This is a genomic window from Pedobacter sp. (genome assembly GCF_035317785.1).
Lineage (GTDB): Bacteria > Bacteroidota > Bacteroidia > Sphingobacteriales > Sphingobacteriaceae > Pedobacter.
Genome location: NZ_DATHGC010000293.1, coordinates 1 through 14,260 on the forward strand (window position 1 = coordinate 1; position 14,260 = coordinate 14,260).

Below are 14,260 nucleotides of genomic sequence, written 5' to 3' on the forward strand. Positions count from 1 at the left end.
TGATCTGAAGGAAAAGATGCTTGGTGCTAAAAAAACAGACCTGATCACTCATAAAGCAGAGATAAAAAAGATACTGGAAACACAGATCGTAAGCAGATATTATTATGAACGCGGCAAGGTAGTACAAGCTTTTCAGTACGATAAGGAATTGGCGGCAGCCAAATCGTTGCTGAGCAATTCCAGTAAAATGTTGGCGATTCTGAAAGGTGAAGGCGAATACAAGACCATAGGCAGTCCGGTAAAAACCATGACTGCGGCTGCGGATAATAACTAAAGTTATCCGGGTTTATTCTGCGTGGTGCAGTTTTACAACCAGGCCGTTCATTGCCGGGTTAAGCTGTAATTGACAAGCCAGTCTTGAATTTGGCAGCAGGTCGGGCAGTGTATCGAGCATGGCGTATTCGTCATCCGTCATTTCGTTGAGTTTTTCTTCACCTTCAAGTACGTCGACGCAGCAGGTGGCGCACAAAGCCATTCCACCGCAGGTGGCAAGAATGTCATATTCACATGCTTTCAGGTATTCCATTAGGCTGAGGCCCATATCTACCGGCGCTTCGAGCTCAGTACGGCTGCCGTCTGAGTTTTGAACATGTATTGTAATGTTGTTTTCTTCCATGCTTAGAATTCGGATACTCCGTTAACTGTGGTGTATTTCATGGTATATTTTATTCCGGGGTTCATGTATTGATAAGCGCTGTGGCTCATCAGCGCTGCTTCATGGAAACCACAAAGAATCAGCTTCAGCTTGTTGGTATAGGTGTTGATGTCACCGATGGCATAAATTCCCGGGATGTTGGTAGAGTAGTCGTCTGTATTTACTTCTATAGCACTTTTGCTGATGTTCAGGTTCCATTGTTCAATCGGGCCTAATTTAGGGCTTAGACCAAACAGAGGGATCAGGTGATCTGCGGCTACGTTGGTAGGCTCCAAAGTTTTATTGTGGATGATCTCTACGTTTTCAAGTTTACCGTGCCCTGAAACAGAGTTCAGGTTGCTGTTTAAGATCAGATTGATCTTTCCGCTTTCTGCCAGGGCCATCACTTTGTTAACCGAGTCAGGTGCACCACGGAAGCTTTCACTGCGGTGTACAAGTGTTAATTCCTCAACAATGTCTGCAAGGAAAATGGTCCAGTCGAGCGCAGAGTCACCGCCGCCTGCGATCACCATTTTCTGCCCGCGGTATTGTTCAGGATCAAGGATCATATAATTGACGCCTCTTCCGTTTTCGAATTGTTCAAGTCCGGCTACTGCTGGTTTGCGCGGCTCAAAGCAACCCAAACCACCGGCGATCACTACAACTTTGGACTCGATAATGGTACCCATGTTGGTAGTCAATACAAAATCACCTTCGCCACGTTTCTCCAGCCCTTCGATACGCTCGCCTAAAGTGAAGCCAGGATGAAAAGGTTTGCCCTGTTCCATCAGGTTATCAATAAGTTCCTGAGCCAAAACTGTTGGATAGCCAGGGATGTCGTATATCGGTTTTTTAGGGTATATCTCAGATAATTGCCCGCCTACTTGTGGCAAGTAGTCAATCAGGTGGCAACGCATTTTTAATAAACCTGCTTCAAAAATTGCAAATAAACCTACGGGGCCTGCGCCAATGATGGCTATATCAGTAGAAATCATGTCGTTTAAAATTTGTGCGAATTTACGAACTTTTGTTTTAATAATGGAGCTATTTATAAATATTCTACATAACCCGTAGAACTTATGAAAGGAAACTGAGCTGATATTTTGTTTATCTTTGTTTTTATTGATGAATAAGAACATATATTTTGCCTCTGATTTTCATTTGGGTTCGCCAGGTTTTGCGGAAAGCCGCAAACGCGAAGACCGTATCGTACGTTGGTTAAGCACTATTGAACCCGACTGCGCTGAGTTATTTTTGATGGGCGACGTGTTTGATTTTTGGTTTGAATACCGTACAGTGATCCCAAAGGGATTTATTCGGTTCCAGGGAAAGCTTGCAGCGATGGCTGATTCCGGGATTAAGATCTGGTTTTTTAAAGGCAATCACGACATGTGGGTAAAGGATTATTTCAGCAGGGAGATGGGCATGGAGATCGTCAGCGATGAACTGGTCATTGAACGGAATGGGAAGAAGTTCTTTTTACATCATGGTGACGGACTGGGTCCGGGCGATGGAAAATATAAGATACTCAGAAAGATCTTTAGAAATCCGCTGTGTCAGTGGTTATTTTCAATGGTTCCGCCTGTGATTGGTATGGGTATAGCAAACAGGTGGTCTCATAGCAGCAAGGCTGGCTCCAAAACTGAAGGTGTTTTTGAGTCAGTTGAGAAAGAATGGCTGGCTGTTTATGCAAAAGAGCAGCTGAGTTCTGTACATTACGATTATTTTATTTTTGGCCACAGGCACTTGCCGCTGGAAATAGACCTCGGAAAGGGAAGCAGATACGTCAATACAGGGGAGTGGCTCAAATATAATTCTTATGCGGTGTTTGACGGGACTGATCTGAGATTAGAGTATTTTGAAAAAGGGCAATAGGATTTTTGCCTGTGCATGATCGCTGTAAATTTTTAGGAACCTTAACTGAAAAAGCCGTAATTTTGTTGCCCGAATAAAAAATCTGCCGTTGAGGCAAAGAATGTTTTCTGAAAAAAAAGATATGTTAGAGAAATTAGAAGCAATTAAACTGCGTTGGGAAGATGTGGAGGAGCAATTGAGTAATCCTGATACGATGCAGGATATGAAGCGTTTTGCGGCTTTAAATAAGGAATACAAAGATCTGGGCAAGATCGTGGAAGAGTATAAGGTCTACAAAAATGTAATGAGCAATATCGAAGCGAACAAAGAAATCCTGAGTACAGAGAAGGATACTGAAATGCGCGAGATGGCCAAGGAAGAACTGGACCTGCTGCTGGTTCAGCAGCAGGAACTGGAGGAAAAAGTAAGGCTGATGTTAATCCCGGTTGATCCGGAGGACGCTAAGAATGCCGTTTTTGAGATCAGAGGTGGTACGGGTGGTGACGAAGCGGCTTTGTTTGCGGGGGATTTGTACCGGATGTACAGCAGGTATTTTGAGCAGAAAGGGTGGAAGGTGGAGACTGTGGATGTAACGGAAGGAACCGCCGGTGGTTATAAAGAGGTGATTTTGAAAGTGAGCGGGGAGGACGTTTATGGGCAGCTGAAATATGAATCGGGGGTTCACCGTGTGCAGCGTGTGCCGGATACTGAAACCCAGGGACGTGTTCATACTTCGGCGGCATCCGTGGCCGTTCTGCCTGAAGCAGAGGAGATAGATTTGTATGTTAATCCTGCTGATATTGATCTGCAAACTTCCCGTTCTGGCGGTGCCGGTGGACAGAATGTAAATAAGGTAGAGACCAAAGTGCAGCTGACACACAGACCGTCTGGAATTGTGGTGGTTTGCCAGCAGGAGCGGTCGCAGCTTGGCAACAGGGTCATTGCCATGGAGATGCTGAGAAGCAAGCTGTATGATATAGAATTGCAGAAAAAAAATGGAGATATTGCGGCAAGACGTAAGACAATGGTTTCAACCGGGGACCGCTCTGCTAAGATCCGTACTTATAATTATCCTCAGGGCAGAGTGACGGACCATCGCATTGGGCTGACGCTTTATAACCTGAACGGAGTTATGGATGGCGGTGTTCAGGAGCTGATAGATGCATTGCAATTTGCTGAAAATGCGGAGAAGCTAAAAGAAGGCTCTGTAATTTAAGGGTTTATGATTATTTTAAAATATATATTGCAAAGTTAAATAAACGCACTATATTTGCAATCCCGAAACGAAAGAGACGGGAAAACGGACCGGTAGTTCAGCTGGTTAGAATGCCGCCCTGTCACGGCGGAGGTCGCGGGTTCGAGTCCCGTCCGGTCCGCTCAAAAGGTCTTAAAGCCTAACGAAAGCCTGCAAATCACACGATAGCAGGCTTTTTTGTTTTCAAAAAATCCCTGAAATATTCATTAATCTCATTTCAAAGGTGAGTCATTCGGTGAGTTTATAACGTTACTTACGGATATAAACCAATAATGGAGTGGAATAAGGGGGTATATAAATGCCGATTAGGGAGATGCTAAAACCTTATTTCAACCTCATGCAAACGGTTGCGTGGAGTTTATCATTTTTTCGCACTTCTCGGTAGTCCATTTCTATTCTGGAAACAAATTTATTTAATTCACATAATCGAGCCAGACCGTTTTTTGTTATATCAATTGAATTAAATGCTTTATTCTATCAATTAGAGAAGAATGATCATATATTCTAATAAAATTAACAATAAGTCTTAAATAATGAATATCAACCGTTTGCGTTGATGTAATTGACGCAAACGTTGGAATAATGGTCTAATTTGGTTCTTAATATCGACGCCACTGATTGAGATATTGAAAATGAACAACTAACACAATTATTTCTAAATAAATTTTTAGCATAAGCTAAACGAATACTAAACCAACAAACCAGACTTTATGAACAAAACTTCTACTTTCTTTTAAATCGATAATTCCATTTGAATGATTAAGATCTGATATTCTTAATGTTCCGGAATGAATTCAGCTATATCAGCTAAATAAGTGCTTTTGTAATTGATTGACCTATTCATTCCAATGGTTTTACGCCACTAGTTTTCAGAGTGATTTTTAATGTGCCAGGTGCCATGGGTGCTTTTTGTACCCATATGCAGCCACAAATAATTTTAACAGAGATCCAACAAACCAATAATTATTTAATGCTAATGAAAATGATCCGAATTATTGTAGTTATTATTTATGTCGTCTTGCTGTCTACTTTTAGTTCAACAAAGGTGCAGGCGGGTACATATTATGCTGCTTTGAATTACAGTATGCTTTTTAGACAGGATACTGAAGACACTTCCAATAAGAAATTGGATACGATGTTTATAGCTGACAGACGAAGCATGGTAAAAGGTATAGCTGATTCATTGTATGTAAAAAGATCAGCTCTTAACCCAAATCTTTCTGTCCAGCAGATATTAAAAGGTAACATTTCCGGCCTTTATGTCCAGGAAAGCAGCGGGGAGCCAGGATCTGAACAAAGTATCATTATCAGAGGGTTGTCAGCTCCTGTTTTCAATAAAAACGACATCTACAGTCAACAACCAATTGTGTATGTAAATGGGGTTCCAATGATTAAGGATAACCCCTTTGTTTTTAATATTCAGAAATATGGCTTTAACCGGATTGGGCCGGCAACGAACCTGCTTGCCGGGATCGATATTAGTAATATAAACTCAATTGAAGTCATTAAGGATCCGGCGGCACTAGCTAGACTGGGGCCCAATGCGGCCAATGGTGCGATTTGGATTACCACAAAAGCCGCAAAATCTGGGCGGAGGGAGTTAAATGTGAATAGCTATTTTGGAATGGTTCAGGCAAGTAATATCTCACCTGTTAATGCTCAGTATGAAAACCAGTTTCGTAAGCCTTTTTATCAGAAATATGGCAAACAGGATGATTATCTGAATTATGTAGGCTATTTACGGGATTCAACCAGTTTAGACTATTACGGCCCCGCACAATGGAGTGATTTGTATTTTAAGAATACTCCGATTTATTCTGTGGATTTAGGGTTGACCGGGGGTTCTGAACGGGCTAACTTCCGCTTTTTTGGCTCGGCGACCCGAAATGCAGGTAATTCAGACGATACCGGCCTTAATAGATATACATCCTCATTCCAAATCAATATGGCGCCCTTAACCTGGGCAACAATTTCAAGTATGGTAAATGTAGGCCGCATGGATCGTGATAGAAATAGAAATCTTCGTGATCGCTTTGCGGAAACCAGATATATTCCTGATCTGTACAACCCGCTTTCTCCAAACAAAAGTACCTATCAGTCATTCCTTAATGAATATGATAAGACTATTGATGACAACAGGACAACCCAGGCGCAAGGCTATTTTGCCGTAAAATTGGACCTTAAGCCTTTTAAGTTTGTGTCGACTCTGAACTTTGATTATAGCGAAGGTGTGAGGGACGCATTTTTTCCGACTACGTTGATGGAGGGCAATAACTTTTCTTCCAGTTATATTGGTTATAATCAGAGATTTTCGATTAATAATGTCTTAAACTATAGCAGGGATATTAATGAGGACCATAGCCTTTATTTTGAAGGGGGCCAATCTATTCAGGATGATCGCAACAGATATAATTATGCCCATGCATACAACGGGCCAAATGATTTCATCAAAGTAAACGTGGTTGAAGGCAATCCTGATAAGGCAGAATATCTTAAGCCCGTTGGTTACCTGGTTTATCGTTATACTGATCAGATTCATACCCGCTTATTCTCATTTTATGCTTCGGCAAGATATTCTTATAAAGACCTGCTAACTTTTTCTGCATTGGTAAGGGATGATGGATCTTCAAATTCACAGCCTGGAAGTCGCTGGTTTATTTCTCCGGCAGTAAATGCAAGCTGGAATTTAAAGAGCCAGCTTCTAAAAAGCAATACTTTGATCAATAAATTGGTAATGGATGTTTCCTGGTCAAGAATTGGAAAAACTTTCGCTGATGATAGATTTGCAGCCGGCCCGCAATATCGGGTGAATTCTGGATGGGCTTTGGAACCGACTATTCCAGGATATAATGGAATTGCAACTATTTCAAGACCATATAATTCAGGATGGGTTGGTTACGATCTTAAATGGCCCTATACAGATCAGTTAAATATTGGGTTTAATGGGGCTCTTCTTAGAAATAGATTAAATGCATCAGCAACGTTTTATAAGAAGGATGATAAGAGAATGCTGATTAATACACCTGTCCCTGCTGAAACCGGCTTCTCTAGCGAATATAGCAGTGGTTTAGGTGTTAGAAATATAGGAATGGACCTGGGAGTTCAGGGCCAGATCATCAAGGGTAGTCACTTTGACTGGCAGTCTGGATTAAACTTCAATTTTAATAAAAACAAATTAACGGCTCTTCCTAACGGACTGAAAGAACTTATTGTTGGGGACAGGAAACTTAAAGTAGGGGAACCTATTGATCGTTTTTGGATTTACGAGAATCAGGGGATTTATAATTCTGACAGTGAAGTTTCGGTTAATCCTGCTACAAATATGGCTTTGACCTTTGAAGGTACGACCTTAAAGGCTGGTGATCCCAGATGGAAAGACAGCAACGGAGATTTTGTAATTAACGCTGATGATAAAATCCTTAAAGGGAACTCAATGCCTAAATTCACCGGTGGTTGGTCAAATCAATTCCGTTATGGCAATTTTGATCTAAGCTTTAATATCATGTATGCAATAGGACAAAAAGCTTTAAACCAATCTGCATCTCTTCAGTATGATTTTATCAATAGGGAAGCTGCCAATGACATCAATTCGGTTAGGGAAATTTTTTCATGGCAGGTTAGCAGCGATTTATCAAAATATGCGGTATATAACCCATGGAGCAGCGTTGTTCCTTACCGCTTAGAGCAGGATATGTTTCTGGAAAATGCCTCTTACGCGAAGTTGAGATCTGTTTCGCTAGGCTTTGATTTAACCAAAATCTCCCTTTTTAAGGCTACATCAGGTATTAAAAAGGCTTATGTCTATATAACTGGTAACAACCTGCTAACAGTAGCTTCTTTCTCCGGCAGTGATCCTGAGTTAATTGAATACAATGGTATCTATAGTGGGTATGGCCTGGCCATACCAAGGACCTATACTTTAGGGATAAAGGTTGATTTTTAAGTTTTAACATATATAAAATTATTAAATGTATGATATCGTTCGTAAATAAAAATATTCGGTTTAACCAGGTGCTGGTCGTGATACTGGTTGCTATACTGGGACTGAATGTATCGTGTAAAAAAGTACTTGAGATAGATTCCGCCAGGCTTTCCGGGGAAGAAGGACATTGGAAGTCTTTACAAGATACCAGGTCCGGGCTAATGTCTACTTACGCATTAATGCGAGCTGCGCTCGCTGATAACAACGCACATTGGTTGTGGGGAGACTTAAGAAATGGGGATTTTACCGCAAGTAGCAGGTCAGATCTTAAAGTGATCGTTAATGGCAACTTAAATGCGTCATTTCCTTTGCTTCAAAAAATCACTTCCTGGAGAGCTTTCTACGCCGTAATTAACAATGCAAGTTTACTTATTGAACGTGCACCCGAGGTTTTGAAAGCAGACATCCGTTATACTGAGCCGAATTATAAAGTTGATGTTGCCCAGGCCAGGGCCTTAAGGGCATTCGCGTATTTTTATATGGTCAGGATCTGGGGTGATGTTCCGTTAATAACGGCATCTCATGACGGTAGTTTTGAAATGAAAGCGAGGACCGAGCAATCCAAGGTATTGGCATTTGCTGAGTCGGAATTGATTGCAGCCGCAAAAGATTTACCATATATATATGGTGCCGAAGGAGATGATATTCTTCCAGGGTTATATTATGGGTATGGTATTGATCGCTGGCAAGGTGCCCTGTTTACTAAAATATCGGCCTATGCGGTGCTGGCGCATATTGCTGCATGGCAATCGCATTATATTGACGCTTCGGTGTATACTGAATTTGTGATGGATAATTACTCAAAGGCAAATGCAGGATATTCCACCACATTGGAATTAACCTCTGCTGATGGTATTTTTAATGCGCAGTCCTATAAGCAGATTATTGCTTTCGGTTTCAATGATCTGTATGGAGAATCTACTGCAAATGGACACATTGAGGAACTGGTATTGGCTGCTCCTTTGATTTCCAGACAAACTCCGGACCTGTATGTCTCTAAAGATTCTATAAGCAGTGCATTTAAAGATTTAAGTGATCAGCGATTTGGTCTGGATACCATATCGGGGTTACCACGAACCAATTATTTTGTAAATTATAGCAGCGCCATTCCAATCTTCAGCAAGATCAAGGTGCTGAGGGGCGGATCTACTAACGGCAATTTTGCGGTATATAGTTCGAGTATAATTTTTACCCGCTTAGAAGAGCTTGCTCTGCTTAGAGCGGAAGCATTGGCTGTTCTTGGCCAGCGTATCAATGCATTCAATTTATTGAATATCATAAAGAAAAGCAGAGGTGGCAGTGGGCTTACTGATGGACCGGGAACTGATCTGATCAAAGAGATATTTGCTGAACGCAGGAGAGAGTTAATGGGTGAGGGATGGCGCTGGTATGATCAGATCCGCTATAATAAAATTCAAAACAACAATGCAGCCTTTTTAGACCTGATTCATCAAAAGGGTATTTATTGGCCTATTTCAAAAGAGGTATTGAATTCAAATAGTAAACTGGTGCAAAATAGCTATTGGAAATAATGGATAAGAAATTAGTATCAATCACTGGGCCGATAAAAAATATGCCGATGAGAAATAAAAACAAACGCGGGTTTTTCCTTGCAATCCTGGTAGTGGTGCTCTGCGCCACCGTGGTTTCTTGTAAAAAGAGCGATTCAGATTATTACAACTATGAAAATAATTTAAAGCAATTTGATGGTAATGCTTTGGAGTATCTGGAATCCCAGAAAGGAATCTACGACTCTTTACTCCTTGTTCTTAACAGGCTGCCAAACTTACAGGACTCATTAAGAAATCAGAAGGTTACACTGTTTGCTGCGACAAATAAAAGTTTTCAGATCGCAGTGGAGAGTTTAAATGCAGTTCGTAAAAAATTGAATAAAGCGCCCTTGTACCTGGCAGATGTAGACATTGAACAATTGGATACAATGACAAGTAAATATATTCTCCGCGGAGAAATCGTTACAGCAGATTTTCAGAGATATGTTGATGGTTTGATCGTAAAAAGCATAAACCACGATTATAGTATGCATATCAATTATAATAAGGCTGATGCTTCAGGTTTTATTGAAGGCGGACCAGGAATAATAATTTTCACGGACCCTAAAAATTCAATCTTCGTAAGGTACTGGCAAAGTGCACCTACCAATTCTGTGAATATAAAAACTAAAAATGCAATCATAAATGTGCTTTCTCCGGGACACGACTTTGGATTCGCTGATTTTGTAACAAGAACTAATAACTAAGGCTAAAAAAATGAATAATAAATTTCCATTAGCATCACATTGTATTTTCTTTATTGGATTGGTGTTATTAATAAGTACTATATCTACAAGTTGCAAAAAATATCTGCCTGAAGACCGGGAATCGATTGGGGTAGATACCCGCTTTACTCAAACTGTTTATAGCCCGGTATTAGGAAGAAGTACATTGTTCTCTAACAATTTTTTTCTGGGTACATCGTCTCAGCCGTTGACTTTCAAAATCATCAACATGAGGACAAGAGATGGCTCGCCGGCTCCGGAACTTACCAGGACTACACCTGTCCAGGTCTGGACTAAACCGTACCTCGGAGATGAAAAATCTATTGCTGAGATTGAAGCAAAGAGGAAAATCGAAAACCGGCCGCTATTTGAAATAAGGGAGCACTCAGGCCAGTTTCTAATGTGGTCTGCGGCAAATTCGAAAAACATAAAGACACAACCGGATTCAGGATATGTGTTTGATGTAGAAATGTCCAATTCAGGCGGGCGGAGATATTTTAGAGATTTCAGGCTCATGCCTTTAAAAGAGCGCGCGTATGAACCTTCTGAAATTAACCCGATTACCGGCCTTTCACAATATGTGGGCATACTGCCAAGCAGTATGATGAATATCAGGGGTGACCGGACAGGTGATTACATGTTCTTCCTGGATGTAAGGGCATTATTTAAAAAAAATGAGGGAGAAGGGAATTCACTTACATTCAAATTTGTGGATTCGCTGTTTAAGCCTGTCGATCCGGCCAAATTTAACCTCACTAAATGGGATAAACTGGTGCATGGTTTCAATATGGTAAAAACAACTGAATATGTAAAGTATGATGTGGCTTATCCCATTCCTTTAATTGCTTACAGAACGGATTATACAAATGTATTCGGTGACCAGGCCAGTGTTAAGTTCCGGTATGAAAGGCAGGGATTTGGCAATATAAGAGAGGAGGCCTTTTTAAATCTTGATTTTGCAATTTATGAACCTGGTAACTGGGAAATAACGGTCTGGTTTACGGGTGAGCGCCCCAAATTTAGTAATGATTAATAACATGGGATTTCTAATTTATATAAGATCTAATATGAGATATGCGGTTATAATATTGTCTTTGTGTTTGTTGCTGGGTTTCAATATGCAAACCAGTGCCCAACAGAGCAAGATAGTAGTTAAAGGAACTGTTACGGATAGGGTAGCAAAAACTCCAATCCCCGGTGTTGTCATTATGTCTGGCAAGCCACTGGTTGCAGTAGGGCAGACTGATGGAAACGGAAAGTTTAGCATCAGTTTAAATGCCGGCGCGGAATTAACATTCAGGTACATCGGGTACAAATCCATCACCAGAAAATTGGCAGACAACCCGGTAATAAATGTTGTTCTTGAAGAAGAAGTAAATTCATTGAAAGAGCAGGTCATCATTGGCTATGGGAAAAAAACAAAAGAAGTTTCAACCGGATCCAGCGTGATTATTACAGCTAAAGAGATTCAGGATGTACCGGTAGCTAACGTTATGGAGCTGCTTCAGGGAAAGGTGGCAGGTCTGAATATTCAGAATAATAATGGAACACCTGGTATGCGTGGATCAATGAATATACGTGGTATTTCAAACGTAAACGTTCAAGGCTCCGGAGGTAAAGCATTTTTAACGCCTACTTCTCCATTGTTTGTAGTTGATGGGGTTCCTGTGGATGACAATGCAGATTATTCTTACGGCTTTGAATCTGCAGGTCCGGGCATTAGTCCGATATCTTTAATTCCTGTGGAAGATATACAGCAAATTGAGGTTTTAAAGGATGCTCAGGCAACCTCTTTATATGGTGCAAGGGGTGCTTACGGTGTTATTTTGATCACTACAAAACGTGGAAATTCTAAGGTGCCGATTATTAGCTATACCAATAGCTTCTCTATCGCTACCCCTCCGTCGTTGAGACAGGTAATTGGGGGCAAAGGAGAACGTCAGATGCGTATTGACCAGATCCTGAATTATGATACCAGTTTTTATGGTGGGTTGGAAAATATAAATAAAAGCCCATTTCTTGCTGATAGCTTAAATGCCTATTACAACAATTCTACCAATTGGCAAAAATATTATTACAGAACTACCTTAAACCAGACTCATAATGTGAACATTTCAGGTGGAGACCAAACCTTCAATTATAAGGTAAATACGGGTTATTATAATGAAAAAGGCATTGTGGAGAATACGGATTTTACGCGGTATAATTTGGGAATGAATGCCCAGTATATGCCCAATGAGAAATTTAAACTGATCGGTTCATTGAGTAATGCCTTAACGAACAGCAGTGCGGGTGGCGGAAACAGCCTATCACAAAAAGGTTTGGCAGATGGAGCAAGTTCGTCGTCATTGTTGCCTTCCCCATCATTGTATACGGCTTCAAATGGTTTGCTGAATTCATTGAATGTCAGGAATGACAATAAGGTAATTAACATCACTGCAAATATTGATGTGGAATATGAACTATTGGCAGGGCTTCGTGCTTCAAATACAATGAGTTATAATTACATGACGCAGGGTACTGATAAATTTACTCCCGGATCGTTAAGCGATGGTTTTAATGAGGTGTATAACTATTTTGACCGTAAAAACACCTTATACAACAGAACCCGGGTTTCTTACGTGAAAGTATTAGCTGAGAAACACAATTTTAGCGCTTCGGTATTTACTGAGCTAAACGCAACAAATTTCAGGGCGGATGCGATGAGGCAAAATAGCACGCCTAATGACCATATCACAGGTCCGCTTGGAAACGACTGGGCTAAATCTTTGGGTGGTACTTTAAATAATCTGACTGATCTAAGATCGGTCTCCCTCGCAACGGCTTTCTCCTATAATTATATGCAAAAATATGTGCTGGATCTAACCTATCGCTGGGATGGTTCCTCAACTAATGGTCCGGATGCCGGCTACTCGAAAAGCCCCTCTGTTGCTGTGAGGTGGAATTTTGGTAAGGAAGATTTTCTTAAATCTCTAAGCAATTGGTTGGATAACGGCGGTATTCGTTTGAGCTATGGTAAAAATATTGTACCAACTGGTTCGGTGTATGATGTCTATGGTAAATATGTTGCCGGAGGGAACTATAATCAACTTCCAACCGTAGGTTTGGATCTGGGCGTTGTTCCAAACACAGGTCTGACGCCTACCACAACTACACAATATAACGCGGCTTTTGAAGCTGGGTTCTTAAACAGGTTCAACGTGACATTTGAAACTTATTATAAGCAGGTAGACAATATGCTTAGAGAAAAGAATATTTCTAATATTAATGCATTTGGGAAGGTAAAGACAAATGAAATGAGCGTGGTTAACTATGGGTACGAATTAAACATAAGTGCGCGCATGCTTCCTCCAACTAGCGATGGTTTCTCATGGACATTGGGTGTCAATGGGGCCCTAAATAAAGACGTCATGGCGCATCTTCCTGATGGGGTTAGTCAGTTGATGGTCGTGGACGCCAATACAGGACAAAATATTCTTTATCGTTTAGGAAAGAATAGCCTTACTAACGTGCTTTTAAATACTAAGGGAGTATACGGTACAAATTCAGAAATACCAGTAGACCCTTTAACAGGGTTAAGATATAGGGCGGGGAGTGCCACAAGTGCAAATGGCTTAAGCTATTTCAGAGCGGGAGATCCAAGATGGACCGATGTAAACGGAGATTATATTTTAGATGTAAACGACTATGTGGCGGCAGGAAACTCGCAGCCATTGATTACCGGGGGAATTAACTCCTATATGCAATACAAGGGATTCTCCTTAAATGTGGTCGGTTCATTTACTTTAATAAGGGATATTTTAAATAACTCAACATCTGCAAGGTTCCAGAACTTTTCTGATCCTTTAGATCAGGCCGCCAACAACAAGGGGCTGCAGGGACTGGTTCCTTTAGAGGAGTTTAAATATTGGCAAAGCCTGGGTGATAACGCGAAATACCCTAACCCATATGATTATACCAGGTTTAGCTTCACCAATCCCTTTCGCTATGACCAGACACTTTTTCAGGAAGATGGGTCTTATTTTAAATTGCAGCAGGCAACCGTATCATATAACCTCAATAAGGAGTTCATAAAAAGGTTTGGTATCAGTTCAATGCGGGTTTATGGAACGGCATATAATATATACACCTTCTCCAATTATTCAGGCCCGAATCCGGAAAGTGTAACTGATCTGGGAAGAGATGATTCTGGCGGTTATCCTAGTGCCCGTAGGTATATTCTTGGTCTTAATGTTCAATTCTAATACTAAAATAGATTTT

Annotated in this window: 9 protein-coding genes, 1 tRNA gene and 1 pseudogene; 9 read left to right on the forward strand and 2 right to left on the reverse strand. The window is 40.9% G+C overall.

Translation table 11 applies throughout. The features are described 5' to 3' along the window. Nucleotides 1-274 (forward strand): annotated as a pseudogene (locus VK541_RS18205) (peptidase S41); the annotation flags it as partial. A 12-nt stretch (nt 275-286) separates the two neighbouring features. Here the strand turns inward: VK541_RS18205 and VK541_RS18210 are convergent. Continuing rightward, a complete protein-coding gene (locus VK541_RS18210; RefSeq protein WP_324371803.1) occupies nt 287-616 on the reverse strand; it encodes a 2Fe-2S iron-sulfur cluster-binding protein in 330 nt (109 codons plus the stop codon). Nucleotides 617-618: 2 nt separating this feature from the next. Then, nucleotides 619-1,629 carry an NAD(P)/FAD-dependent oxidoreductase gene (locus VK541_RS18215; RefSeq protein ID WP_324371804.1) on the reverse strand — a complete coding sequence of 337 codons (1,011 nt, stop codon included), beginning with the start codon at nt 1,627-1,629 and terminating at the stop codon, nt 619-621. A 130-nt stretch (nt 1,630-1,759) separates the two neighbouring features. Between VK541_RS18215 and VK541_RS18220 the strand changes: the two genes are divergently transcribed. The 8 genes from VK541_RS18220 to VK541_RS18255 all read left to right on the forward strand — a co-directional run bounded on the left by VK541_RS18220 (nt 1,760) and on the right by VK541_RS18255 (nt 14,244). Next, nucleotides 1,760-2,509 carry a UDP-2,3-diacylglucosamine diphosphatase gene (locus tag VK541_RS18220; protein ID WP_324371805.1) on the forward strand — a complete coding sequence of 250 codons (750 nt, stop codon included), beginning with the start codon at nt 1,760-1,762 and terminating at the stop codon, nt 2,507-2,509. 121 nt (nt 2,510-2,630) lie between these two features. Continuing rightward, the gene (prfA, locus tag VK541_RS18225; protein WP_324371806.1) at nt 2,631-3,704 is read left to right on the forward strand and encodes a peptide chain release factor 1; all 1,074 of its coding nucleotides are present in this window, start codon (nt 2,631-2,633) and stop codon (nt 3,702-3,704) included. An 86-nt stretch (nt 3,705-3,790) separates the two neighbouring features. Beyond that, nucleotides 3,791-3,864: transfer RNA gene (locus tag VK541_RS18230), tRNA-Asp, on the forward strand. 861 nt (nt 3,865-4,725) lie between these two features. Next, the gene (locus VK541_RS18235) at nt 4,726-7,686 is read left to right on the forward strand and encodes a SusC/RagA family TonB-linked outer membrane protein (protein ID WP_324371808.1); all 2,961 of its coding nucleotides are present in this window, start codon (nt 4,726-4,728) and stop codon (nt 7,684-7,686) included. 29 nt (nt 7,687-7,715) lie between these two features. Then, a complete protein-coding gene (locus VK541_RS18240) occupies nt 7,716-9,257 on the forward strand; it encodes a RagB/SusD family nutrient uptake outer membrane protein (protein WP_324371810.1) in 1,542 nt (513 codons plus the stop codon). 47 nt (nt 9,258-9,304) lie between these two features. After that, nucleotides 9,305-9,982 (forward strand): hypothetical protein, encoded by a 678-nt coding sequence (locus tag VK541_RS18245; RefSeq protein ID WP_324371812.1) that lies wholly within the window; start codon nt 9,305-9,307, stop codon nt 9,980-9,982. A 10-nt stretch (nt 9,983-9,992) separates the two neighbouring features. Further along, on the forward strand, nt 9,993-11,033 hold the full coding sequence (locus VK541_RS18250) for a DUF5007 domain-containing protein (RefSeq protein WP_324371813.1): 1,041 nt from the start codon (nt 9,993-9,995) through the stop codon (nt 11,031-11,033). A 34-nt stretch (nt 11,034-11,067) separates the two neighbouring features. Beyond that, on the forward strand, nt 11,068-14,244 hold the full coding sequence (locus VK541_RS18255; protein WP_324371814.1) for a SusC/RagA family TonB-linked outer membrane protein: 3,177 nt from the start codon (nt 11,068-11,070) through the stop codon (nt 14,242-14,244). Nucleotides 14,245-14,260: the final 16 nt, after the last annotated feature.

What these genes read in the sequence shown, in the direction of transcription:
- VK541_RS18235 (WP_324371808.1), top strand. Translation starts at nt 4,726, where the DNA reads ATGATCCGAATTATTGTAGTTATTATTTATGTCGTCTTGCTGTCTACT.
- VK541_RS18240 (WP_324371810.1), top strand. Translation starts at nt 7,716, where the DNA reads ATGATATCGTTCGTAAATAAAAATATTCGGTTTAACCAGGTGCTGGTC.
- VK541_RS18210 (WP_324371803.1), bottom strand. Translation starts at nt 616, where the DNA reads ATGGAAGAAAACAACATTACAATACATGTTCAAAACTCAGACGGCAGC.
- VK541_RS18250 (WP_324371813.1), top strand. Translation starts at nt 9,993, where the DNA reads ATGAATAATAAATTTCCATTAGCATCACATTGTATTTTCTTTATTGGA.
- VK541_RS18215 (WP_324371804.1), bottom strand. Translation starts at nt 1,629, where the DNA reads ATGATTTCTACTGATATAGCCATCATTGGCGCAGGCCCCGTAGGTTTA.
- VK541_RS18255 (WP_324371814.1), top strand. Translation starts at nt 11,068, where the DNA reads ATGAGATATGCGGTTATAATATTGTCTTTGTGTTTGTTGCTGGGTTTC.
- VK541_RS18245 (WP_324371812.1), top strand. Translation starts at nt 9,305, where the DNA reads ATGAGAAATAAAAACAAACGCGGGTTTTTCCTTGCAATCCTGGTAGTG.
- VK541_RS18220 (WP_324371805.1), top strand. Translation starts at nt 1,760, where the DNA reads ATGAATAAGAACATATATTTTGCCTCTGATTTTCATTTGGGTTCGCCA.
- prfA (WP_324371806.1), top strand. Translation starts at nt 2,631, where the DNA reads ATGTTAGAGAAATTAGAAGCAATTAAACTGCGTTGGGAAGATGTGGAG.